Consider the following 22035-nt stretch of genomic DNA (forward strand, 5'->3'; position numbering starts at 1 on the left):
CATGCTCACAGCGTCTCCCTCCGCTTCATTTCCTTCTCGATGAATTCCTGGATCTCGCCCCATTGCTTCAGGTAGTGGCGGCGGGCGACCTCGAACAGGCCGATGCCGGTGAGCATGACGAAGCCAGCGCCGAACCAGCTGTCGAGGCCCTTTGCGTTGAGGTTCACGCCCAGGAAGTGCAGTTCGGGACCGAGGGCCGCATTGAGCTGCAGGTGGTAGACCATCTCGATCATGCCCGCCGCACCCAGCAGGGCCACCAGCGCGGTGACCGCCAGCGCCAGGTAGCTGACCCAGAGCTCCTTGAGGCGACCAAAGGACGCCACCCGAAGGTTCATCATGATCAGGCTGGCGATGCCGCCGGGCGCGTACATCACCATGAACAGGAAGACGAGGCCCAGGTACAGCAGCCAGGCCTTGGTCAGCTCGGACAGCAGCACGCCGGCCAGCACCATCAGCACGCCGCCGATGATCGGGCCGAAGAAGAAGGTCGCCCCGCCCAGGAAGGTGAACAGCAGGTAGGCGCCCGAGCGCGGCCCGCCCACGACCTCGGAGGTGACGATCTCGAAATTCAGCGCCGCCAGGCCGCCCGAGATGCCGGCGAAGAACGCGGACAGGACGAACGCCATGTAGCGCACCTTCTGCGTGTCGTAGCCGACGAACTCCACCCGCTCGGGGTTGTCGCGCACCGCGTTGAGCATGCGCCCCAGCGGCGTGCGCGTGAAGGCGAACATGGCGGCGGTGCAGATGAAGGTGTAGACCGCGATCAGGTAGTACAGCTGGATCTGCGGCCCGAAGGTGATGCCCAGGGGCTTGGGCCCGGCCACGCGGTTGCCGGAGATGCCGCCTTCGCCGCCGAAGAATTCGGGGAACATCAGCGAGCTGGCCCACACGAGTTCGCCGATGCCCAGCGTGATCATCGCGAAGGGCGTGGCGGCCTTCTTGGTGGTGACGTAGCCGAAGATCACGGCGAACAACATGGCCGAGAGGCCGCCCACGATCGGGATCAGGCTCACCGGGATGGGCCAGCCGCCCTTGGCCACCAGGTTGAGCGTATGGATCGCGAGGAACGATCCCATCCCCGAATAGACCGCATGCCCGAAGCTGAGCATGCCGCCCTGCCCCAGGATCATGTTGTACGAGAGGCAGACGATGATGGCGATGCCCATCTGCGACAGCATGGTGTGCGCCAGGCTGCTGGTGAACAGCATGGGAGCGACGGCCAGCAGCAGCGCGAAGGCGCTCCACACGATCCAGCGGCCGACGTTGTAGGGCTTGAACTCGTAGTAAGCGGCGCGGCGCGACTTGCCGGATCGCGCGCGATCGGCCAGGGGGTCCTGGATGTCCATCGCCACGCCGACGCGCCGGTTCTCGCGTTCGGCTTCGGAGCCGGGCTCGATGTTCGACAAGGTGCTCACTTCAGCCCTCCCGCGTTCCGAGCAGGCCCTTGGGCCGGAAGATCAGGATCAGCACCAGGAACAGGTAGGGCAGGATCGGGGCGATCTGCGAGATCTTGAGTTTCCACAGCGGGTAGCCGAAGGTCTGGGGCGTGACGGTGAGGCCGAAGGTCTGCACCGCACCCATGAGCGACGCGTCCACGCCCACGGCGAAGGTCTGGATGATCCCGATCAGCAGGGAGGCGACGAAGGCGCCGGCCAGCGAGCCCATGCCGCCCACGACCACCACCACGAAGATGACGGAGCCGACGGTCGCGGCCATGCCGGGTTCGGTGACGAAGGCATTGCCGCCGATCACGCCAGCCAGCCCGGCGAGGGCGGCGCCACCGCCGAACACCATCATGAACACGCGCGGGACGTTGTGGCCCAGGGCTTCGACCGTGTCCGGGTGCGTCAGGGCCGCCTGGATCACCAGCCCGATGCGCGTGCGCGTAAGCAGCAGCCAGATCGCGATCAGCATCAGCACGGCCACCAGCATCATGAAACCGCGGTACAGCGGGAACTGCGTGCCGTAGAGCGTGAAGAGCGGACCGCCCAGGGCGGCGGGCACCCGGTAGTCGGCCGAACTCGTGCCCCACACCAGCTGCACCATCTCCAGGATGATGAAGGACAGGCCGAAGGTGATCAGCAGCTCGGGCACGTGGCCGAACTTGTGCACCCGGCGTAGCGCGTACTTCTCGAACAGCGCGCCGAGCCCGCCCACCACGAGCGGTGCGACGAACAGCGCCGGGAAGAAGCCGACCAGCTGCGAAACGCTGTATGCGAAATACGCTCCCAGCATGTAGAAACTGGCGTGCGCGAAATTGAGCACGCCCATCATGCTGAAGATCAGCGTGAGGCCGGAACTGAGCATGAACAGCAGCAGCCCGTAGCTGATGCCGTTCAGCAGCGATATGGTGAAGAACTCCATCCGCGTGTTCTCTTCCTTCGTTCTCGTGTGTCCGCATTCTGACGGGTGCGGCACCCAAAAAAAAGCCGGGACGCTGGCGTCCCGGCTCCGGACCGTCGCCTGCGCGTCAGCCCGCGGACGGACGCTTCATCTGGCAGCTGGTCGGCGTGCTCGAGACGTAGGGGTCCATCTGCTTGATCGGCACGAAGGTGTAGCCGGTGTTCTCCACGCTGTACTCGCCCTTCTTGGCCTTCTGCCACTTGGTGATGTACATCGTCTGCTGCAACTGGTGGTCGGACGCGCGCATCGTCACGTCGCCGGCGAAGCTCTTGACGGTCAGGCCTTCCATCGCCTTGGCGACCTTCACCGGGTTGGTGGACTGCGCCTTGGCCATCGCCGCCGACAGCAGCGAGATGCCGTTGTAGGTGGCGTAGGTGTAGTAGTCGTCATTGAACTTCTTGTGGAACTCGGCGCCCATCTGGCCCAGTTCGCCGGTGTGGTTGGCGTGGCCGTAGGCGACCACGTAGACCTCGCTGTCGCCGCCGGCGGCCAGCGCCGTCGGCGTGCCGGTCACGCCGGCGTAGTAGGTGTACATCGGGATCTTCAGGCCCGCGTCGTTCAGCGCCTTCACCAGCAGCGTCAGGTCCTGGCCCCAGTTGCCGGTGACGATGGTGTCCGCGCCGGACTGCTTGATCTTGGCGACGTAGGGCGCGAAGTCCTTGACCTGCCCGATCGGGTGCAGGTCCTCGCCGACGATCTTGACGTCGGGGCGCTTGCGGGCGATGGCGTCCTTGAAGTACTTGGCGACCTGCTGGCCGTGCGAGTAGTTCTGGTTGATCAGGAAGACGCTCTTGACCTTGGGCTGGTCCTTCATGAAGGAGGTCAGCGCCTCCATCTTCATCGAGGTGTCAGCATCGAGGCGGAAGTGCCAGTAGTCGCACTTCTCGTTGGTGAGGGCGGGATCCACCGCGGCGTAATTCAGGTAGACGAGTTCCTTGCCCGGATTGCGCTCGTTGTGCTTGGCCACCGCGTCGAGGATGGCGGTCGCGGCACCGGAGCCGTTGCCCTGCGTGACGTAGCGGAAGCCCTGGTCGATGGCGGCCTTGAGCGTGTTCAGGCTTTCCTGCGGCGAGCCCTTGTTGTCGAAGCCCACGACCTCGAACTTCACGCCGGCGGGATTCCTGGTGGACAGCTTCTCGGCGGCGAACTGCCAGCTCTTGAGCTGGTTCTGGCCGACGTTGGCGAAGGGGCCCGACAGCGGGTCCATGAAGGCGATCTTCACGGTCTCGCCCTTCTGCGCGAAGGCGGCGCCCGAGGCGATGACCATGGCCGCGACGGCAACGATCTTGATCGTGTGGTTCATTGTCTGTCTCCTGGTGATCCGACAGCGCGCAGGGTACAAGTTTTTGTGCGGTGCAACGGTCAGGGATTGCCCCTAAGACCGCCCTCGCTTATCACTCAGGCGACAGGACGCGATGCGCGCCGCCGCGGCCCTCCGCGGCGGGCGACTTCTTGTCCTGCGTCAAGTGGTCGGCAGCCGGTAGTCCTTCAACTGCTCGCGCAGCCGCGTCTTCAGCATCTTGCCGGTGGCGCCCAACGGAATGCTCTCGACGAACACCACGTCGTCCGGGATCTGCCACTTGGCGATCTTGCCCTCGTAGAACTTGAGCAGATCCTCCTTCGTCACCTCCGCGCCGGCTTTCTTCACCACGGCGACGATCGGACGCTCGTCCCACTTGGGATGCCGCATGCCCACGCACGCGGCCATCTGGATCGCGGGATGCGCCATCGCGATGTTCTCGATGTCGATCGAGCTGATCCACTCGCCGCCGGACTTGATCACGTCCTTGCTGCGGTCGGTGATCTGCATGTAGCCGTCGGCGTCGATCGTGGCCACGTCGCCGGTGGGGAACCAGGCCACGCCATGCTTGTCCTGCACCAGCGGGTCGCCGCCCTCGCCCTTGAAGTATTCGCGCACGACCCACGGCCCCTTCACGTACAGGTCGCCGAAGGCCTTGCCGTCCCACGCCAGTTCTTCGCCGTCGTCGCCGACGATCTTCATGTCGACCCCGAAGATCGCGCGTCCCTGCTTCAGGCGGATCTTCATCTGCTCCTCGGGCGACTGCTTCAGGTGCTTGTTCTTCAGCGTGCAGAGCGTTCCCAGCGGGCTCATCTCGGTCATGCCCCAGGCATGCAGCACCTCGACGCCGTACTCCTCGCGGAAGGCGTCGATCATCGCCGGCGGGCAGGCGGAGCCGCCGATCACCGTGCGCTTGAGCGAGGAGAAGCGCAGGCCGCCCGGCTTCATGTGGCCCAGCAGCATCTGCCAGACCGTGGGAACGCCCGCCGCGTAGGTGACCTGCTCCTGTTCGATCAGTTCGTAGATCGACTTGCCGTCCATGGCGCCGCCCGGGAACACCAGCTTGCAGCCGGTGAGCGCCGCCGAGTAAGGAATGCCCCAGGCGTTGACGTGGAACATGGGGACCACCGGCAGCACCGCGTCGCGGGCGGACAGGCACATGACGTCGGGCAGCGCCGCGGCGTAGGCGTGCAGCGTCGTGGAGCGGTGGCTGTAGAGCGCCGCCTTCGGGTTGCCCGTGGTGCCGCTCGTGTAGCACATGCTGGAGGCGGAGTTCTCGTCGAAGCTGGGCCACTGGTAGGTGGTCGGCTGGCCGCCGATCCAGGACTCGTAGGCGACGAGGTTCGGAATGCCGCTGTCCTTGGGCAGCTTGTCCGCATCGCACAGCGCGACGTACTGCTTGATGGTGGGGCATTTCGCGTGCACCGCCTGCACCAGCGGCAGGAAGGTCATGTCGAAGCACAGCACCTGGTCTTCCGCATGGTTGGCGATCCAGGCGATCTGCTCCGGGTGCAGGCGCGGGTTGATGGTGTGCAGCACCCGGCCCGACCCGCTCACGCCGAAGTACAGCTCCAGGTGGCGGTAGCCGTTCCAGGCCAGCGTGGCGACGCGGTCGGAGAACAGCAACTGCATGCCGTCGAGCGCATTGGCGATCTGCCGCGCGCGCGCGGCGACGTCGCGCCACCGGTAGCGGTGGATGTCTCCCTCGACCCGACGCGAGACGATCTCACCGTCGCCATGGTGCCGCTCGGCGTGCTCGATGAGCGCCGAAATCAGCAGCGGTTGGTTTTGCATCAGTCCCAGCATGGTGTCTCCTCGGGGGAATCAATTCGTTTGCGACGGCGGATATCGTAAACCCGCCGCGGCGCGCGGCTTGTGCGAGGCTGACGCTTGCGTTACTGCGATGCCGGGGCGAACGCCCGGCGCAGCCGACCGGGGCGGATCAGCGCAGGATCGCCTGCGGCTGGAAAAAGAGGGTCACCATCGTGCCGTCCTCCAGAGTGGAGTGCACTTCGATGGAGCCGCTGATGGCCTGCATCACGCGCTGGCAGAACATGAGGCCCATGCCGCTGCCGCCGGACTGGGCACGCGTGGTGACCGGCTCGCGCGTGAGCTTGCCCAGCACCTCGGGCGGGATGCCGGGCCCGTTGTCCCGCACCCGGATCCAGGCGCGCCGCCCCTGCGGCGCCTCGGGTGCGGAATCCACTTCCAGCCACAGCCGCGGCTCGGGCCGCCCGCGCAGGGCCAGCAGTGCGTTCTTGGCGAGCGTGCACAACACGAGGTACAGCAGGTCGCGCCGTCCGGGCAGGCGGAAGTCATGGCGCACGTCCAGCGTCACGCCGGCACGCTCGCCCTCCTCGAACGGGAACTCGTCCAGCAGGGCCTCCACCAGGCTGCTGGCCGTGATCGACTGCGGCACGGCGTCGGGATAGGCGTCGCGCGCCGACTGCACGAAGGTGGAGACCAGCGACTGGCAGTACAGCGCGCGCCGCTCGGCGCGCTCCAGCGCGGTCACCAGCTCGCCCGGATGGTCCTCGCGGAACTGCGCCAAGCCGGGGGGCGTATCGGGACCGGGCGGGATGTAGCGCGCGCCCACCGAGCTCACGTAGCCGCGCACGGTGGCCAGCGGCGTGTTCAGTTCGTGGGCGAGGAAGCCCAGCGCCTCGCGCAGCGCGGCGACGCGGCCTTCGTTGACCACCCGCTCGAGCGCCTGCGCCCGGAACATGGCCAGGGCCTCGCGCAGGGCTTCGCGCGTGGCCTCGCCGTCGAGCGGCTTTTCCAGGATGCGCAGCACCTTGCCCTGGTTGACCGCCGCGATCGCGACGTCCTTCTCGGCATAGGCGGTGGCGAGCAGCCGGACCACGTGGCGGAAGTCGCGCTGCACGGCGCGCAGCAGCTTCATGCCGTCGCGCTCGGGCATCCGGTAGTCGGTGACCAGCACGCCGAATTCGGAGCTGCGTTCGCCGAGGATGGCCAGGGCCTCATCGGCGCCGCCGGCCGTCACCACGCGGAATTCGTCCCCGAACTCCCGGGCGAACCACTTGCGGGAGGTCTGTTCGTCGTCCACGAACAGGACGGAGGGAGCCTCTCCGGAAAGATCGGGAACCTGCATGGGAACTTCAGCTGGCGTTGGAACGGGACTGCGCCGCGCAGTATGCCTTCAACGCTTCCCCCGTCTGCAGGGCAAGGTCCTGCAGCTGGGGCAGCCAGGTCGTGCCCGCCGGCCACTCGCCCTGCTCCAGCAGCGGCACGTACAGCTTGCGCACCTGCTGGTAGAGCGCCTGGGCGCCGGCCTCGCCACTCATGCCCAGCAGCGAATGCAGCGCATCGATGCTGCCCTGCACGTCGCTGTTGTCAACCGCCTGGCGCAGGGTGTCGACCAGCCGCGCCATTTCCGGCACGTAGTCGTTCAGCAGCTCGTCCAGCATGCCCAGGCGCTTGTAGCTTTCCAGCCGCTGGAGATTGAGCAGGCCGCCCTGCGCGGGGGCGCCGGGTTCGCGCGACCGCGCCGACTCCGGAGCTGGCGTCATGCCGAACCCGCCGCTGGTGAGGCGGGCGAGCGTGTCGTACAGCACCAGCGCATCCACCGGCTTCACCAGGAAGCCGTTCATGCCGGCGGCGGTGGCCGCGGCAACCGCGGGCTCGTCAGAACGCGCCGTGAGCGCAATCACCGGAACCCCCGACCACGGCTCGCGCGCGCTGCGAATCGCGCGCGCAGTTTCCAGGCCGTCCATGCCGGGCATGTGCAGGTCCACGATGACCGCGTGGATGCCTTCCTGGGCGCGCAGCTGGTCCAGCACCGCCGCCCCATGCTCAACCTCGATCACGATCGCCGCAGCGTTGCGCAGGTAGGCGGCGATGGCCTTCCGGTTGAACGCGCTGTCGTCGGCGACCAGGATGCGGCGCCCGGCGAGCCGGGCACCGATGTCGCCGCTGGACGCGAAGGGCTGCTGCATGACCTTCTGCATGGCGCCCAGCAGAGAGAGCTGACCGCTGGGCTTTCCGACGAAAGCGTCCATGCCGCTCTTGAGCGCACGCGTCCGCGCCAGGCTGGCCGGTTCGCTCGAATAGGCGACGATGTGCACGTCCTGGTTCGGGCCGCCGCCACGCCGGATCTTCTCCGCGACGGCATAGCCATCCAGGCCCGGCATGTACAGGTCCAGCAAGACGATGTCGAACTTGCGCGCCGCCAGCAGCCCCAGTGCGGACTGGCCATCTGCCGCATCCTCGATCTCGGTGGTGATCGCCAGGGGAGCGAGCTTCAGGCGGGTCGCCATGCACTGCACCGGATCGTCTTCCACGATCAGAACCCGCTTTCCGGCCAGCGCGGTGCGCGCTTGCGCAATGGCATCCATCCGGTACTTTTCTTCCTGCTCCGCGCCGAGCACCGGGAAGCGCATGGTGAACTCGGTGTACTCACCCAACCTGGAATCGCAGTCGATGCTGCCGCCAAACACGTTCATCACTCGCTTGCAGTAGGCGAGGCCGAGGCCGGTGCCGCCGGTCTTGCCGACGGAGCGGAACGGCTCGAACAAGCCGGGCAGGACGTCCGGCGGGATGCCCGGGCCGGTGTCCCGCACCGTCACCTTGTGATCGCCCACGCTGATGGTGACCTGGGTGCGGGGGCAACTGGCCGCATAGTAGAGAGCGTTCTTGACCAGGTTGAACAGCACGAACAGGTAGGCCGTCTCGTCGCCACGGAACAGGAAGTCCTGCTTCACGTCGACGCTGACCCGGTCGCGACGCTCGTCGGTGTCGTAGCTGTATTCCTCCACCGCCTGCTGCACCACGTCCGCCGCGGACAGGTAACGGAAGGCGGAAGGGTCCATCGCCTTGCCCGCGACCCCGTCGAGGGTCATCGAGATCACCTGCAATCCGCGGCGCACCGCCAATTCGCTGTCGGCAAGGTGGCGGTACAGGGCGTCCGTCTGCTCGGCCGTCATGGGCTGCTCCAACCCGCGCGAACGACGGGGCGCAAGCACGCCCTGGATCCGCTCCATCGCGTGCTGGATGCGTCCGAGCGGATTGCGCATCTCGTGCGCGATGGAGCCGGCGAGCGCAGCGGCGAGCCGCGACTTTTCGCTGTCGATCTGCTTTTCGGAAAGCTTGAAGGCGCCGCCCCCGATCAGGATGATCAGGTAAGCGGGAATCTGGGCGATGAGGTCAGGAGGCCAACGACCGCCAGGATGCAGTCCGAAGAAGATCGTGCTGGCCGACGCGATGCCGATGGCCAGCATGGCGATCGTGTTGCGCCAGTCGGTCAGCATCACCAGGAAGCTGAGGGCGATGAAACAGTTCGACATCGCCGGGATGCCGCCGCCGCGTTCCAGCGAAAAGTACACGTTGAAGAACGGCATGCAGAAGATCAACGCACCGTACGAATACGGCAGGTAGAACTTCCTGAGATTGTCCGGCCAGTGGTCCCTGGCGGCGAGCAGGAGGAACAGGATGACGACCACCAGCCGCAGGGCCAGGTCGTCGAAGGGCCGCGGATTCGGGCGCGTGAACCGGACCAGGTAGAAGGTGATGTACGTGAGGGCGCCAATGATGCCGATGTACTTCAGCAAGGGCCGGCCATGGCCGTGGTACGTCTGGTAGTGGCTGTACAGCGCTTTGAAAGGCGCGAAGACGGAGGAAAGCTTCATGGCGGGCCTCACGCGGTGACGGTGAGGGTATGGACCAGTGCCCGTTCCGTGTCCGTCGACGCGGCGGCCTCCAAGACGTCCGAGATCGCGGCGCGGATGAGGTGATACGGCTTCTCTTCGCCGGGCACCCGCACATCGTTGCTGACAACCGAGAAGCCGAAGCGGCGGTAGAGACGGCTCAGGGCCGGTGTGCAGGAGGCGAACGCATAGCCGCAGTCATGCTGGAGGACCAGGTGGGAGACCGCCAGGAACACGCATCGTTCAAGGAGTTCGGGACCGGAGCGGTAGCGCGGATCGAGCACCAACCGTCCAAATTCCCAGTTGCCGGCGACTGCCTGGTCGCCGTGACCACGTTCACGCAAGAGCTCCTCCACCGGGCTGAGCCCCTTGCCAAGTGGCAGGAACCTCATCGTCCCGATGAAATCGTCCCTCCATTCGAATGCACCGACAACCCCCTCCCGGTCTCTTTTTTTTCGCGGGTCATGAAACGGGGGTCGGCCAAGGCCGCCCCCGGTAACTGGATCTCGGCGCGGAGCTTCTGGATGTCGGCGATTTCGTCGGCGGCATGCAGGCGTCGGAACTCGATCTCATCCAGGCGCAGGTCAAAGGAGCGCGTGCGCAGCGTTGGCGTCCGCTGGATGCTGCCGGAAAGAAATGCATCATCGAGCAGCGGCGACATCGCCTGCAAGGTGAAGGATTGTTCCAGGCCCGAAAAATCGCTCATCGAGTACTCCCCCTGTCATTGGTCTTAAGCTCTGCCAAGCGATTATCCAAGCGCTCCCCGCCGCCCTGCCAGTAAGCCATTCCCCTAAGACCCCCCGGGCTTGAGGTGCGGGCGGACAATGCCGCATGGATCAAGCCATCGCGCAGGCCCCGGCGGCCCTGGAACTGGGGCCCGCCTGGCAGGCCGGCTTCGCGCAGCTGGGAAGCGCCTTCTCCACGGAGCTGTGGCCGACACCGCTGCCCTCGCCCCATCTCGTCTCGCTCAATCGCCCGCTTGCTGCCGAGCTGGGCCTGTCACCGGAGCTGCTGGCGGGCGAGCCGGGCGTCGCCGCCTTCTCCGGGAATGTCCCTATCTCAGGCAGCCGCCCGCTGGCCAGCGTCTACAGCGGCCACCAGTTCGGCGTCTGGGCCGGCCAGCTGGGGGACGGTCGGGCGATCCTGCTCGGGGGCATAGCGACGCCGGCGGGCGTGCAGGAATTGCAGCTCAAGGGCGCGGGGCGCACGCCCTACTCGCGCATGGGCGATGGACGCGCGGTGCTGCGCTCCAGCATCCGGGAGTACCTGGCGTCGGAAGCCATGCACGGACTGGGCATCCCCACCACCCGCGCGCTGGTGGTCACCGGTTCGCCGCAGCCGGTGCGCCGCGAGGAGGTGGAGACGGCCGCCGTGGTGACGCGGGTGGCGCCCAGCTTCGTGCGCTTCGGTCACTTCGAACACTTCTCCGCCCGTGGCCAGCACGGCGAACTGCGCGAGCTGGCCGACTACGTGATCGACACCTTCTATCCGCACTGCCGCGGCGGCGATCGGCTCGCCGGCAATCCCTATGCCGCGCTGCTGGAACAGGTGAGCGAGCGCACGGCGGCGATGGTTGCGCAATGGCAGGCGGTGGGCTTCTGCCATGGGGTGATGAACACCGACAACATGAGCATCCTGGGCCTCACCATCGACTACGGCCCGTTCCAGTTCCTCGATGCCTTCGTGCCGACCCACATCTGCAACCACAGCGACGACACGGGCCGCTACGCCTACAACCGCCAGCCGAACGTCGCGTACTGGAACCTGTTCTGCCTCGGGCAGGCCCTGCTTCCGCTGATCGGGGACCAGGAGGTGGCCTTGGCGGCGCTGGAGTCGTACAAGACCGTGTTCCCGCGCGAGCTGGAAGGCCGCATGCGCGCCAAGCTGGGCCTGGCGGATGAACGCCCCGGCGACCGCGAGCTGGTCGAGGGCACCCTCCAGCTGCTGGCCGCCGGCGCCGTCGACTACCCCATCTTCTGGCGCCGGCTGTCGCGCTTCGTGGCCGGCACGGCGCCGGCCAGCGAGGTGCGCGACCTGTTCCCGGACCGGGACGCCTTCGACGCCTGGCTCCCACACTATGAAGCGCGGCTGCCTGACGCGCGTGCCGCCGCCGGCGAGCGCATGCTGCAGGCCAACCCGAAGTTCGTGCTGCGCAACCATTTGTGCGAACTGGCCATCCGGCAGGCGAAACTTGGAGACTTTTCCGAGGTCGAAGCCCTGCTGAGCCTGGTCCACGCCCCATTCGACGAACACCCGGGGCACGAGGACAAGGCCGGCTTCCCGCCCGACTGGGCCACCCACATCGAGATCAGCTGCTCTTCATGAACCAGGACTTCCCGATCCGCAAGACCGACGCCGAATGGAAGGCCCTCCTCGCCGACAAGGGCGCGGAACCCGGCGCCTACCAGGTCACCCGCCAAGCCGCCACCGAGCGCCCCTTCACCGGCAAGTACGAGCGCGTGTGGGCCGACGGCAGCTACCACTGCGTCTGCTGCGGCGCCAAGCTGTTCGACTCGGACACCAAGTTCGACGCGGGCTGCGGCTGGCCGAGCTTCTCCCAGGCGGTGCCCGGAGCGATCCGCGAGATCCGCGACGTCAGCCACGGCATGGTCCGCACCGAGACGGTGTGTGCACAATGCGGTGCCCACCTGGGCCACGTCTTTCCCGACGGCCCGACCGATACCGGACTGCGCTACTGCATGAACTCCGCCTCGCTGGACTTCCAGCCGGAAGGCAAGAAGACCTGATGAAACTGCTGCTCGATTTCTTCCCGATCGCCCTCTTCTTCGTGGCGTTCAAGCTCTGGGGCATCTACGTCGCGACCGGCGTCGCCATCGCGGCGACCGTGGCGCAGATCGCCTGGTTCCGCTACTCCACCGGCAAGGTGGAACCGATGCAGTGGCTGAGCCTGGGCATCATCGTCGTCTTCGGCGGCGCCACCATCCTGGCCCACGACGAGACCTTCATCAAATGGAAGCCGACGGTGCTGTACTGGATGATGGGCGGCGCGCTCGCCGGCGGCCTGCTGTTCTTCCGCAAGAACCTGCTGAAGTCGCTGATGGGGTCGCAACTGGTCCTGCCCGAGCCCGCCTGGCGCGCCATGAACTGGAGCTGGGTGGCCTTCTTCGGCGTCATGGGCGTGCTGAACCTCTGGGTGGCGTTCAACTTCGATACCGACACCTGGGTCAACTTCAAGCTGTTCGGCGGCCTGGGCCTGATGGCGCTGTTCGTGGTGGCGCAGGCGCTGTACCTGAGCCGTCACATGAAGGACACCAAGGAAGCCGGGGCGCGCGACTCGTGAGCACGGGCACCGGGATCACCGCGCAGGCGCTGCGCGAGCGCCTGCAGGAACGCCTCTCGCCGACGCAGCTGGAAGTGCTGGACGAGAGCGCGGCCCACCTGGGCCACGCGGGCCAGGACGGCACCGGGGTGGGCACCCATTTCCGGGTGCGGATCGCCTCGCCGCTGTTCGAAGGGCGCCCCAAAGTGGCGCGTCATCGCCTTGTGTATGATGCCCTGCGCGACTTCATCGACCGCGACCATGGCGTGCACGCCCTGGCGATCGAAACGCTCTGAAACCCGATTCCGCTTCCGCTCCCAAGGGAAATCCCATGAAGAAAGTCCTCCTGACCGCGTTCACCGCGGCCGCCCTCGGCATCGCCTTGCCTGCCTTCGCCCAGAACGTCGCCATCGTCAACGGCAAGCCCGTGCCCAAGGCGCGCCTGGACATGCTGTCGCAGCAGCTGGCCAAGGCCGGCCGCCCGGTCACCCCCGAGATGCAGGGCCAGCTGAAGGACGAAGTGATCGCCCGCGAGATCTTCATGCAGGAAGCGCAGAAGCGCGGCCTGGACGCCAGCGACGACTACAAGGCGCAGATGGAACTGGCCCGCCAGACCATCCTGATCCGCGAGCTGTTCGCCGACTACCAGAAGACCAATCCCGTCACCGACGCCGAGATCAAGGCGGAGTACGACAAGTTCGCCGCGGCCAACGGCGGCAAGGAATACAAGGCGCGCCACATCCTGGTGGAAAAGGAAGAGGACGCCAAGAAGATCATCGGCGACCTCAAGAAGGGCCAGAAGTTCGAGGACATCGCCAAGAAGCAGTCCAAGGACCCGGGATCCGGCGCCAACGGCGGCGACCTCGACTGGGCCACGCCGAGCAGCTACGTGCCGGAGTTCGCCGAGGCCATGATCAAGCTGAAGAAGGGCGAGACGACCCAGGCGCCCGTGAAGTCGCAGTTCGGCTGGCACGTGATCCGCGTCGACGACGTGCGCGAGGCGCAGCTGCCCAAGTTCGAGGACGTCAAGCCGCAGATCGCCCAGCAGCTGCAGCAGCAGAAGCTGGCGCAGTTCCAGGAGAACCTGCGCAAGAACGCCAAGATCGAGTGAGGCCGGCGCGCGCAAGCGCGCGGCGCATCCTGTCCCCGCCGCTGCGGGGATCCAAGAAAAGCGGCCCGCACGGGCCGCTTTCTTGTTGGCGTTCCCCGGTTCCTGCCTCCACCCTGGTGGTGACGGGATCCGTGCTCACCGCAACACGGTGAACGTCACCTTCTTCGATGCGCTCAGGCCGCCGTCGTCGGTCACCTGAAGCGTCACCGACTCCTTGCCGGCCTTGCTGAACGTCCTGGTGAACACGGCCTGGGTCGACCACACCGTGCCGTTGTTCGCGGTCCAGCGATAGGCCGTGATCCTGCCGTCGGGATCCTGGGAGCCGCTGCCCGAGAACGTGCAGGTGCTGCCGGCCGTGCAGGTCACGCTGGGCGCCGCGACGGGTGGCTGGTTCAGCACCGGGTTGGGCCCCGGATCCGGCGGCGGGGGCGGTGCACCGGTCGTGCCCGGAATCACGTACCCGGTGAGCGTGCCCTGCGTGCGGTCCAGGGTGCGCGCGCCGAGCGTCGCGTCGTCCACGAGGAAGGCGATGGCGCCCACCCCGCAGGGGCCGCGGTAGCTCCATCGGACCACGCCGGATGCATCCGTGGTGCCGGTGACCGGCTGGTTGGTCCAGTAGTCATCGAGGAATCGCCCGCTGACCTGCACGTTCGCAAGCGGCACTCCCGTTTCGCCGGTGATCGTGACGGACGCGGAGGCGAGGTTGTACATCTTGCCGCCTTGCACACAGCTGCCGGGAAGCGCAGGGTCCTGCACGAATTGGGCCGTCACTGCCAGGGCGCGGCTCACGAGGCAATCGACCGTACAGGCGCGCGCCGGCGTCAGTTTGACGAGGCGCTGGCTGCGGCCGATCATCACCTGCGCCAGGATCTGGCCTGCAGCGTTCATGGGACCGGCGACGCCGACCGTGGCGCCCGGGTACGCGGGCGACATGCGGGAAGCCAGGGACTGCGCCGTACCGGCCGGACCCGGCGCAACCATCGCGGTGCCGAGCGCCGTGAAAGTCACGTCCTGCGCCGCATTGATGGACCCCATGCTCCAGCGCGACAGGCGCCCGGTCCCCGCGTTCGAGATCTGCTGCCAGCCGCCGCCGGCGGAGAGCCGGAACGGGTACACGAGGTTCTGCGTGCTGGTGGAAACGAGGAAATGGGCCTGGTCGCCCGCGTCGTTGATCGCGCTGCCGTTGGATCCCGCGCCGACGAAGCCTTGCGGCGGCGCCGGCAGGGGCACGGCGCTGGCCGGATCACCGAGCTGGTACCACGACCCCCAGGTCACGACCTTGCCGCCGCGGCTCATCGCTGCCGGCCGCTCGTTCGGATAACCCTGCACCTTCAGGTCCACCATGCCGGTCGGCTGCGACCACATGAAAGGCAATGCGATCGTCGGGATCGCGCCACCGAGCGTGGCCCAGCCGACCAGACGGCCCTGGTCATCCAGCCCGAACACGTCGACGCTGGACGTGCCGGGGAACAGGCCGAGGTCCTGGACGGCATAGCTGTCGCCGCTGGGCTTCCACAGCGCCGCGTGGGTGCTGCTGCCGATGAAGCCCGCCACCCCGGCGATCAGTCCGAGGTTGTTGATGAAGCGCGGATACTGGCTGCTGCCGTCGAACCCCGGCACCGGCGGCAGCACGATGCGCTTGCCGCCCTTCCAGACGACCGCCTCCTGCGGCGGCAGGCAGAACGGCCCGCAACCGGGATCCGGATAGGACTTGCCGACCACGTCGCCCGCATCGTTGAGGTCAAAGCCACTGGCGGCCGTGCCGACGAACTCCAGCGCGTACACGGGCGCCACCAGGCTGGGTGCCGACGACAGGGCGGCTTTGAGGAGTTGCGCCCCCTGCTGGGCCGCCGGTGCGTTGATGGCCGCGTCATCACTGCCACCGCCGCCGCAGGCTGTCAGAACGCCAGCCACGAAAACCGGGAGGAACCGGCCGCTGTTTCTCATGATGCACCCCCGGGGAGTAAAGCGCGTGCCAAGCTCGCAGCGGCGAGCCGCATGCACCGACCGTCAGGCTAGACCCTTGGTGGGTGCCATGTTTGAGCCGCATCAATGTTCGCGGCGCAGCCTGCTCGAGCGTGTCCCCGTCGGGCTGCACGAGGCCATCCGCAAGAGCGCGAAGGTCGAGCGAGCGTTCCGGGCCCGGACCGGGCGGCTCCAAAAAAAGCGGCGCTGTGGCCGCTTTTCCTTTGTCGTCAGGCCGTCTGCGCCTGCAGTTCCTGCTGCCGCTCCTTCAGCTGCGCGCCCAGCGCCACGAGATCGAGAGCCGGTGTCGAGCGTGCCTTGGGAAACAGCTGGTCCCGCTCCTCCTTCACGTGGTGTTCGATGGCCCGCGCCAGTTGGCTGACCAGGTCGTCCAGCGTGACGTCCGCCTGGCCCAGGCCCTCGATGCGGGCGATCAGCGCTTTCGCCTGCTGGTGTTCGGCCTTCGCTTCGTCCAGCAGGGCCGCGGCGCCGACTGCCTGCCGCAGCGCCGGATAGAAGATCTCCTCCTCGATCTGCGCGTGCACGGTCAGCTCGCTGCAGATCCGGTCCGCCAGCGCCCGGCGCGCTCCGGCCGAGCCGGGGTCGGCCATGGCCAGGCGCGCGTATTCGACGAACAGGTGCTTGACCGCGATGTGGTCGGCATCGAGCAGGTCGCAGGCATCCTTGTCGGCTGGTTCGTTCATGTCGGTTTGTCTTTCTGAAAAGGGTTGGATTCAGGCCAGTGGCGGGTCCATCTCGCGGCCGAAGTGGCGGTGCTTGCCCAGCGCCTGCAGGAAGGCGGTGATGCCGGCCACCGACTGGTCGCCGTCCACGACGACCAGTCCGGTGCCGCCCTGGGCCAGGCTCTTGTCCATGGCCAGCGGCACGCCGGCATGCGTGAGCAGCTGGCGCGAGGCGCCCAGCACCAGGATGGTCTTGCAGTGGCGGAACTGGTCCCGGATGAATTCCCCGGTGTGTCCGTCCTGCGCCAGCGCGGCCACGGCCTCGTCTCCATCCGGCAGCACGAGGCCATCGAACAGGAAGCCGGGCTCGTTCTCGAGCGAGGCGTCGGCTTCGATCGTGCCGCCGCCGGCGGTGGGCATCGGCCCGATGCGCGGGCCCACGAGACGGCCGACCGCGCCCTGTTCCGCCAGGGCGGCCTGCAGGCGCTCGATCGCTTCGCCGGCGACACCCGGGGCGACCAGCAGCGCCACCTTGCGACCCCTGATCGAACCGTCCCCGGGGCGGAACAGCAGCGACAGGGCCGGCGACTTCTTCACCTCAGGCTTCTGCGGATCGGGCAACGCCCGCGGCAGCGGCGCCGGTAGCCGCATGCCCAGGCCGTCCGCAACCTTCTTCGCCAGTTCCTCCGACGCATTGCGCAGCGAGGCCACCATGCGCTCGCGGATCGCCGGCACGGTCAGCTTGCTCAGCTCGAAGCGGAAGGCGTTGGCGATGTGGCCCTGCTCCACCGGCGTCTGGCTCTCGTAGAACAGGCGGGCCTGGGTGTAGTGGTCGGCGAACTTCTCCGGCTTGGCGCGCACCTTGCCCTGCTCCTCCTCGGCGCGGATGCGCGCCGGCACCGTCACGAAGCCCTGCGCCGCACCGGCCTGGAACGGACAGCCGCCCGCCAGCGAGTTCGGCTCATAGGACACGCGCCCGCGGTGGATTGCCTGGCGGTGCATGCCGTCGCGCTGGTTGTTGTGCACCTGCACGAGGGGCGCGTTGATCGGCAGCTCATGGAAGTTGGGGCCGCCCAGCCGCGAGATCTGCGTGTCGGCGTAGGAGTGGATGCGCCCTGCAAGCAGCGGGTCGTTGGAGAAATCGATGCCCGGGATCACCTGCGCCGTGCAGAAGGCCACCTGCTCGGTCTCGGCGAAGAAGTTGTCGGGGTTGCGGTTCAACACCATGCGCCCCACCGGCGTGATGGGCACCAGTTCCTCGGGAACGATCTTGGTCGCGTCGAGGATGTCGAAGCTGAAGCGCTCCGCCTGCTCCTCGGTGAAGACCTGCAGGCCCAGCTCGTACTCGGGGTAGTTGCCGGCCTCGATGCGCTCCCACAGGTCGCGCCGGTGGTAGTCGGGATCGGCGCCGGAAATCTTCACCGCCTCGTCCCACACCAGCGAGTGCGTGCCGGCCACGGGATTCCAGTGGAACTTGCAGAACACCGAGTCGCCCTGCTCGTTGACCAGCCGGAAGGTGTGCACGCCAAAGCCCTGCATGGTCGCGAAGCTGCGGGGGATCGCGCGGTCGGACATCACCCACATCAGCATGTGCGTGGACTCGGGCATCAGCGACACGAAGTCCCAGAAGGTGTCGTGCGCGCTGGCGGCCTGCGGCATCTGGTGGTGCGGCTCGGGCTTCACTGCGTGCACCAGGTCCGGGAACTTCATCGCGTCCTGGATGAAGAACACCGGCATGTTGTTGCCCACCAGGTCCCAGTTGCCCTCGTCGCTGTAGAACTTGACGGCGAAGCCGCGCACGTCGCGAGCCGTGTCCTTGGAGCCCCGCTCGCCCGCGACGGTGGAGAAGCGCACGAACACCGGCGTGCGCTTGCCCGCCTCGCGGAACGGCGCGGCCCGGGTCAGGTGGGTCAGCGGCTGGTAGCACTCGAAGAAGCCGTGCGCGCCGGACCCGCGGGCATGCACGATGCGCTCGGGGATGCGCTCGTGGTCGAAGTGGGTGATCTTCTCCCGCAGGACGAAGTCTTCCAGCAGCACCGGGCCGCGCACGCCGTACTTCAGCGAATTCTGGTTGTCCGACACGGCCACGCCCTGGTTGGTCGTGAGGGTGCGGCCGCTGGAATCCACCCGCACGCGGTCCAGCGATTCCGTGGTCGCGTTCAGGCCGTCCAGTGCGGCGGTGCCGACCTTGTCGCTGCTGTTCTCCTCGGACAGCGTGCTGGCGCCGACCAGTCGCGAAGGTGCTTCGACGGCATGGCCCGGCGGCGGATTCACCCCGTTGTCGAAGCCGTGCTCTTCCGCCTTGTTTTCGTTGTGGGGCATGGCGGCCACCATCGCCTGCGTTTCGGCCTGCTGTCGCGCCGCCAGGTCGTTGGGCGCAGCCGGGGCGATGTGAGCGGGGCCACTGTCGGTATTGCGGGCGGCCGACTTCGCGGCAGTCTTCTTCGGCGGGTTGGCCTTGGGCATCTTGGGCATGGGGGAGGCAGACAGTGGATCCGGCGGGATTGCCGGCCCCCAAGGTAAGCGCAGGGAATAAACGCCCTTGTAGGCGCAAGCCGACGATGTGTCGGCCTTCGGCTATCGGACCAATAGCATCGCGCCGATGAGCAAGGGCTGGTGCAGCATGTACCAGCTGAGGCTCCAGCGGCCCATCCATGCCAGCGGTGCCGGCGCCCGCGGGATCACGCCCTGCACGAACGCCGGGCGCGCGCGCAGCATCCACTGTCCCGCAGCCATGCCCCACCACATCACGCCCAGCCAGGGCAGCACCGGGACGTAGTCCTGCGTCACGGGCTTCCGGGACACGAAGCCGATCCAGTTCAGCCAGCGCTCGTCGAGCAGCCGCAGGTGGCCCACGGCCTCGTGCAGGGGCCCGGCCGCCAGCGGCAGCAGGATCGCCACCGCGCCGGCGAACCACAACCACCGCCCCCACCCTGCGGTGAGCCGCACCAGGATGAGCATCACGGCGATGCCGTGCAGCACGCCAAAGTAGATGAAGCTGGCGGGAAACATGAACAACGATCCGGCCGTGACCAGCAGCGCGCAACCGGCGACCTGCGCCCAGCGCCGCCAGAAACGCGGCCAGCCCTGGCCCTGGGCGTGCGCCACCGCCTGGCCCAGGCCCGCGCAGAACAGGAACAGGCTGACGATCGCCGTGCGCTGCCGCGTCCAGAACGGGTCGAGCAGGAAGTTCTCGTGGATCCAGCCGTAGTGGTTGAGGTCGAAGAAGAAATGGAACGCCGTCATCCACACGATGGCGACCCCGCGCAGGGCGTCGATGCGGTCGAAGCGGCGGCGGTCGGTCGGCGTTGCGGGCACGGGGCGAGTGTAGTGGCGAGCCCGATTGACGACGCGGTGCTGCTTCGGTCCAATCGCGCGATGCCGGCCAGCCGGTTGGCATGCCAACAACGAGGAGATGTCATGAGCCGACTCCGTTCCCTGATGTTCGCGGCAGCCGCGCTGGCGCTGGCCGGTTGCACCACCCCCGGAATGCGGTCCACCGCGCCTGCCACCGCGCTGCAGGCGCAAGCCGGCGGGACGCCGCGCGCGGCCGGCAAGACAGAGGTGCTGTGGCTGGGCCAGGCCAGTGTGCGCATCACGACGCCGGGCGGCAAGGTGATCATGATCGACCCCTGGCTCACCTCCAATCCCAAGACGCCGGCCAACTGGAAGCAGTTGTCCGCGCTCGGCAAGGTGGACCTGATCCTGGTCACGCACGCGCACTTCGACCACCCCGTGATCCTGGTGCCCGAGCCGGGCCAGAAGTACGACTTCTGATGTTCACGCGACGCACCTTCTGCGCGGCCGGCGCGGCGGCCCTGGCCGGCTGCGCGAGCAGCCCGGCCGCCTCGTCCGCCGCGGCACGCTCGGAGCTCGGCTCGACCGGCGCCCTGCGCGCGGCCATCAACTTCGGCAATCCCATCCTCGCCACCCGCGGCGAAGGCGGGCAGCCGCGCGGCGTGTCGGTGGACCTGGCGCAGGAGGCCGGACGCCGCCTGGGCCTGCCGGTGGAGCTGGTGACGTTCAACTCCGCGGGCAACGTGGTGGAAGCGGTGAAGGCCCGGAAGGTCGACCTGGCCTTCGTCGCCATCGATCCCGTGCGCGCCGCGGACATGGAGTACACGGCGCCCTACGTGATCATCGAGGGGGCCTACCTGGTGCGCAGCGCTTCGCCGCTCCAGCGCAACGAGGAGGTCGACCGCCCCGGCACCCGCGTGATGGTGGGCCGCGGCAGCGCCTACGACCTGTTCCTCACGCGCGAGCTGAAGTCCGCCACGCTGGTGCGCGCGCCGACCTCGCCCGAGGTGACCGACCTGTTCCTGGCGCAGAACCTCGACGTGGCCGCGGGCGTGAAGCAGCAGCTCGAAGCCGATGCGAAGCGCGTGGCCGGCCTGCGCCTGCTGCCCGGGCGCTTCATGGTGATCCAGCAGGCCATGGGCGTGCCCAAGGGCCGCTCCGCGGCGCAGGCCTGGTTGTCCGCGTACATCGAGGAGATGAAGGCGAGCGGCTTCGTCGCCGCCGCCCTGCAGCGCCATCGCATCGAGGGAGCCGCCGTCGCGCCAAGGTCCTGAGCGGCGTGGCATGGACATTGCACGACGCGGGCATCCCATCCTGACGAGGAAGCCATGAACATCCGACTGCCCTTCCCCACGGCGCGCGCATCCGCCCTGCGCCACCTCGGCACCGCGTTGCTGCTCGGACTGGCTGCATTCGGCGCGCGCGCCGAGTATCCGGACAAGCCCATCCAGCTGGTGCTGTCCTTCCCGCCCGCGGGCGCCACCGACATCCTGGCGCGCGCCGTGAGCCAGGAGATGGGCAAGGCCCTGGGCCAGACCATCGTCATCGAGAACCGGCCCGGCGCCGGCGGCAACATCGGGCTGCTGGCGGCGGCCAAGGCGCCCGCCGACGGCTACACGCTCTACATGGCGGCCGTGACCAACGCCGCCATCGCCGCCGCGGCCTATCCGCCGCAGCAGGCGCACCTGCAGAAGGACTTCGTGCCGGTGGCCGGCGTCGCCATCGTTCCGCACATGCTGGTCGTGCCGGCGTCGCTGCCGGTACAGAACGTCGGCCAGCTCGTCGCCCTGCTGAAGTCGGCGCCCGGCAAGCACAACTTCGCCTCGCAGGGTCCGGGCACCTTGTCGCACCTGGAGTCGGAACTGTTCAAGGGCGCGGCCGGCGTCGACATCGTGCACATCCCGTACAAGGGCAGCTCGCAGGCCCTGCCCGACCTGATGGCGGGCAGCTCCAGCATGATGTTCGACAGCATCCCGGCCTCCATGCCGCACGTGAAGTCCGGTCGCCTGCGCGTGCTGGCGGTGGCTTCGAGCAAGCGCATGGCCATGCTGCCCGACGTGCCGACCGTGGCCGAAAGCGGCCTCACGGGCTTCGCCGCCGACAACGTGTTCGGACTGATGGCGCCCAAGGGCACCCCGCCGCAGGCACTGGCCGCGCTGGCGAAGGCGGTGCGCACCGCGCTCGATTCCGCCGAGCTGCGCCAGCGCCTGCAGGACCAGGGGGTGGAGCTGCGCTACACGCCGGCCGACGAATTCGCCAGCGTGGTCGACCAGGAATTCCGCACCTGGGGCCAGGCCGTGACGCGGGCCAAGGTGAAGCTGGAATAGGAAAGC

19 protein-coding genes and 1 pseudogene are annotated in these 22035 nt (G+C 67.8%); 8 read left to right on the plus strand and 12 right to left on the minus strand.

Annotated features, from left to right (window positions below; genetic code table 11):
* Nucleotides 1-5: 5 nt before the first annotated feature.
* From AC1DSA_RS07165 to AC1DSA_RS07200, 8 genes are all read right to left on the minus strand, one after another.
* On the minus strand, nucleotides 6-1346 hold the full coding sequence (locus AC1DSA_RS07165) for a branched-chain amino acid ABC transporter permease (protein ID WP_477888032.1): 1341 nt from the start codon (nucleotides 1344-1346) through the stop codon (nucleotides 6-8).
* A 70-nt stretch (nucleotides 1347-1416) separates the two neighbouring features.
* Nucleotides 1417-2364, minus strand: coding sequence for a branched-chain amino acid ABC transporter permease (locus tag AC1DSA_RS07170; protein ID WP_477887512.1), 948 nt, complete (start codon nucleotides 2362-2364; stop codon nucleotides 1417-1419).
* Nucleotides 2365-2470: 106 nt separating this feature from the next.
* Nucleotides 2471-3706: a branched-chain amino acid ABC transporter substrate-binding protein gene (locus tag AC1DSA_RS07175; RefSeq protein ID WP_477887514.1), complete on the minus strand. Its 1236-nt coding sequence runs from the start codon at nucleotides 3704-3706 to the stop codon at nucleotides 2471-2473.
* 159 nt (nucleotides 3707-3865) lie between these two features.
* Complete coding sequence (locus AC1DSA_RS07180; protein ID WP_477887516.1) at nucleotides 3866-5509, minus strand: 3-(methylthio)propionyl-CoA ligase; 1644 nt, start codon at nucleotides 5507-5509, stop codon at nucleotides 3866-3868.
* Nucleotides 5510-5645: 136 nt separating this feature from the next.
* Entirely contained in the window at nucleotides 5646-6815 is a 1170-nt protein-coding gene (locus tag AC1DSA_RS07185) for a hybrid sensor histidine kinase/response regulator (protein ID WP_477887518.1), read from the minus strand.
* A gap of 7 nt (nucleotides 6816-6822) precedes the next feature.
* Entirely contained in the window at nucleotides 6823-9348 is a 2526-nt protein-coding gene (locus AC1DSA_RS07190) for an ATP-binding response regulator (RefSeq protein ID WP_477887520.1), read from the minus strand.
* Nucleotides 9349-9356: 8 nt separating this feature from the next.
* Nucleotides 9357-9758, minus strand: coding sequence for an N-acyl amino acid synthase FeeM domain-containing protein (locus tag AC1DSA_RS07195; RefSeq protein ID WP_477887522.1), 402 nt, complete (start codon nucleotides 9756-9758; stop codon nucleotides 9357-9359).
* A complete protein-coding gene (locus AC1DSA_RS07200) occupies nucleotides 9755-10072 on the minus strand; it encodes a hypothetical protein (RefSeq protein ID WP_477887524.1) in 318 nt (105 codons plus the stop codon). Before AC1DSA_RS07200 ends, AC1DSA_RS07195 begins: the two co-directional genes overlap by 4 nt.
* Before the next feature lie 125 nt (nucleotides 10073-10197).
* Between AC1DSA_RS07200 and AC1DSA_RS07205 the strand changes: the two genes are divergently transcribed.
* From AC1DSA_RS07205 to AC1DSA_RS07225, 5 genes are read left to right on the plus strand one after another with little or no spacing between them, the layout of a single operon-like run.
* Nucleotides 10198-11691, plus strand: a complete 1494-nt coding sequence (locus AC1DSA_RS07205) for a protein adenylyltransferase SelO (protein WP_477887526.1) — start codon at nucleotides 10198-10200, stop codon at nucleotides 11689-11691.
* Nucleotides 11688-12113, plus strand: coding sequence for a peptide-methionine (R)-S-oxide reductase MsrB (msrB, locus tag AC1DSA_RS07210; protein WP_477887528.1), 426 nt, complete (start codon nucleotides 11688-11690; stop codon nucleotides 12111-12113). Before AC1DSA_RS07205 ends, msrB begins: the two co-directional genes overlap by 4 nt.
* Entirely contained in the window at nucleotides 12113-12667 is a 555-nt protein-coding gene (locus AC1DSA_RS07215; RefSeq protein WP_477887530.1) for a septation protein A, read from the plus strand. The genes msrB and AC1DSA_RS07215 overlap by 1 nt, the downstream gene beginning before the upstream one ends.
* Entirely contained in the window at nucleotides 12664-12942 is a 279-nt protein-coding gene (locus AC1DSA_RS07220; RefSeq protein WP_477887532.1) for a BolA family protein, read from the plus strand. The genes AC1DSA_RS07215 and AC1DSA_RS07220 overlap by 4 nt, the downstream gene beginning before the upstream one ends.
* A 35-nt stretch (nucleotides 12943-12977) precedes the next feature.
* Nucleotides 12978-13757, plus strand: coding sequence for a peptidylprolyl isomerase (locus AC1DSA_RS07225; protein WP_477887534.1), 780 nt, complete (start codon nucleotides 12978-12980; stop codon nucleotides 13755-13757).
* Nucleotides 13758-13892: 135 nt separating this feature from the next.
* Here AC1DSA_RS07225 and AC1DSA_RS07230 read toward each other — a convergent pair whose 3' ends face one another.
* The 4 genes from AC1DSA_RS07230 to AC1DSA_RS07245 form a co-directional block, all read right to left on the minus strand.
* Nucleotides 13893-15671: a PKD domain-containing protein gene (locus AC1DSA_RS07230; protein ID WP_477887536.1), complete on the minus strand. Its 1779-nt coding sequence runs from the start codon at nucleotides 15669-15671 to the stop codon at nucleotides 13893-13895.
* 281 nt (nucleotides 15672-15952) lie between these two features.
* A complete protein-coding gene (locus AC1DSA_RS07235; RefSeq protein WP_477887538.1) occupies nucleotides 15953-16426 on the minus strand; it encodes a hemerythrin domain-containing protein in 474 nt (157 codons plus the stop codon).
* 30 nt (nucleotides 16427-16456) lie between these two features.
* Nucleotides 16457-18880 (minus strand): catalase, encoded by a 2424-nt coding sequence (locus AC1DSA_RS07240; protein ID WP_477887540.1) that lies wholly within the window; start codon nucleotides 18878-18880, stop codon nucleotides 16457-16459.
* A gap of 102 nt (nucleotides 18881-18982) precedes the next feature.
* Nucleotides 18983-19651 (minus strand): heparan-alpha-glucosaminide N-acetyltransferase, encoded by a 669-nt coding sequence (locus tag AC1DSA_RS07245; protein ID WP_477888034.1) that lies wholly within the window; start codon nucleotides 19649-19651, stop codon nucleotides 18983-18985.
* Between the two features lie 174 nt (nucleotides 19652-19825).
* Here AC1DSA_RS07245 and AC1DSA_RS07250 point away from each other — a divergent pair.
* The 3 genes and pseudogenes from AC1DSA_RS07250 to AC1DSA_RS07260 form a co-directional block, all read left to right on the plus strand.
* A pseudogene (locus AC1DSA_RS07250) lies at nucleotides 19826-20137 on the plus strand (MBL fold metallo-hydrolase); the annotation flags it as partial.
* Nucleotides 20138-20181: 44 nt separating this feature from the next.
* Entirely contained in the window at nucleotides 20182-20976 is a 795-nt protein-coding gene (locus AC1DSA_RS07255) for an ABC transporter substrate-binding protein (RefSeq protein ID WP_477887542.1), read from the plus strand.
* A 54-nt stretch (nucleotides 20977-21030) separates the two neighbouring features.
* Nucleotides 21031-22029, plus strand: coding sequence for a Bug family tripartite tricarboxylate transporter substrate binding protein (locus tag AC1DSA_RS07260; RefSeq protein WP_477887544.1), 999 nt, complete (start codon nucleotides 21031-21033; stop codon nucleotides 22027-22029).
* Nucleotides 22030-22035 lie beyond the last annotated feature (6 nt).

This window comes from Ramlibacter sp. P4_H7, from assembly GCF_056400765.1.

What these genes read in the sequence shown, in the direction of transcription:
- AC1DSA_RS07240 (WP_477887540.1), bottom strand. Translation starts at nt 18,880, where the DNA reads ATGCCCAAGATGCCCAAGGCCAACCCGCCGAAGAAGACTGCCGCGAAG.
- AC1DSA_RS07215 (WP_477887530.1), top strand. Translation starts at nt 12,113, where the DNA reads ATGAAACTGCTGCTCGATTTCTTCCCGATCGCCCTCTTCTTCGTGGCG.
- AC1DSA_RS07195 (WP_477887522.1), bottom strand. Translation starts at nt 9,758, where the DNA reads ATGAGGTTCCTGCCACTTGGCAAGGGGCTCAGCCCGGTGGAGGAGCTC.
- AC1DSA_RS07185 (WP_477887518.1), bottom strand. Translation starts at nt 6,815, where the DNA reads ATGCAGGTTCCCGATCTTTCCGGAGAGGCTCCCTCCGTCCTGTTCGTG.
- AC1DSA_RS07260 (WP_477887544.1), top strand. Translation starts at nt 21,031, where the DNA reads ATGAACATCCGACTGCCCTTCCCCACGGCGCGCGCATCCGCCCTGCGC.
- AC1DSA_RS07255 (WP_477887542.1), top strand. Translation starts at nt 20,182, where the DNA reads ATGTTCACGCGACGCACCTTCTGCGCGGCCGGCGCGGCGGCCCTGGCC.
- msrB (WP_477887528.1), top strand. Translation starts at nt 11,688, where the DNA reads ATGAACCAGGACTTCCCGATCCGCAAGACCGACGCCGAATGGAAGGCC.
- AC1DSA_RS07165 (WP_477888032.1), bottom strand. Translation starts at nt 1,346, where the DNA reads ATGGACATCCAGGACCCCCTGGCCGATCGCGCGCGATCCGGCAAGTCG.
- AC1DSA_RS07205 (WP_477887526.1), top strand. Translation starts at nt 10,198, where the DNA reads ATGGATCAAGCCATCGCGCAGGCCCCGGCGGCCCTGGAACTGGGGCCC.
- AC1DSA_RS07235 (WP_477887538.1), bottom strand. Translation starts at nt 16,426, where the DNA reads ATGAACGAACCAGCCGACAAGGATGCCTGCGACCTGCTCGATGCCGAC.
- AC1DSA_RS07200 (WP_477887524.1), bottom strand. Translation starts at nt 10,072, where the DNA reads ATGAGCGATTTTTCGGGCCTGGAACAATCCTTCACCTTGCAGGCGATG.
- AC1DSA_RS07225 (WP_477887534.1), top strand. Translation starts at nt 12,978, where the DNA reads ATGAAGAAAGTCCTCCTGACCGCGTTCACCGCGGCCGCCCTCGGCATC.
- AC1DSA_RS07180 (WP_477887516.1), bottom strand. Translation starts at nt 5,509, where the DNA reads ATGCTGGGACTGATGCAAAACCAACCGCTGCTGATTTCGGCGCTCATC.
- AC1DSA_RS07245 (WP_477888034.1), bottom strand. Translation starts at nt 19,651, where the DNA reads ATGACGGCGTTCCATTTCTTCTTCGACCTCAACCACTACGGCTGGATC.
- AC1DSA_RS07170 (WP_477887512.1), bottom strand. Translation starts at nt 2,364, where the DNA reads ATGGAGTTCTTCACCATATCGCTGCTGAACGGCATCAGCTACGGGCTG.
- AC1DSA_RS07190 (WP_477887520.1), bottom strand. Translation starts at nt 9,348, where the DNA reads ATGAAGCTTTCCTCCGTCTTCGCGCCTTTCAAAGCGCTGTACAGCCAC.
- AC1DSA_RS07175 (WP_477887514.1), bottom strand. Translation starts at nt 3,706, where the DNA reads ATGAACCACACGATCAAGATCGTTGCCGTCGCGGCCATGGTCATCGCC.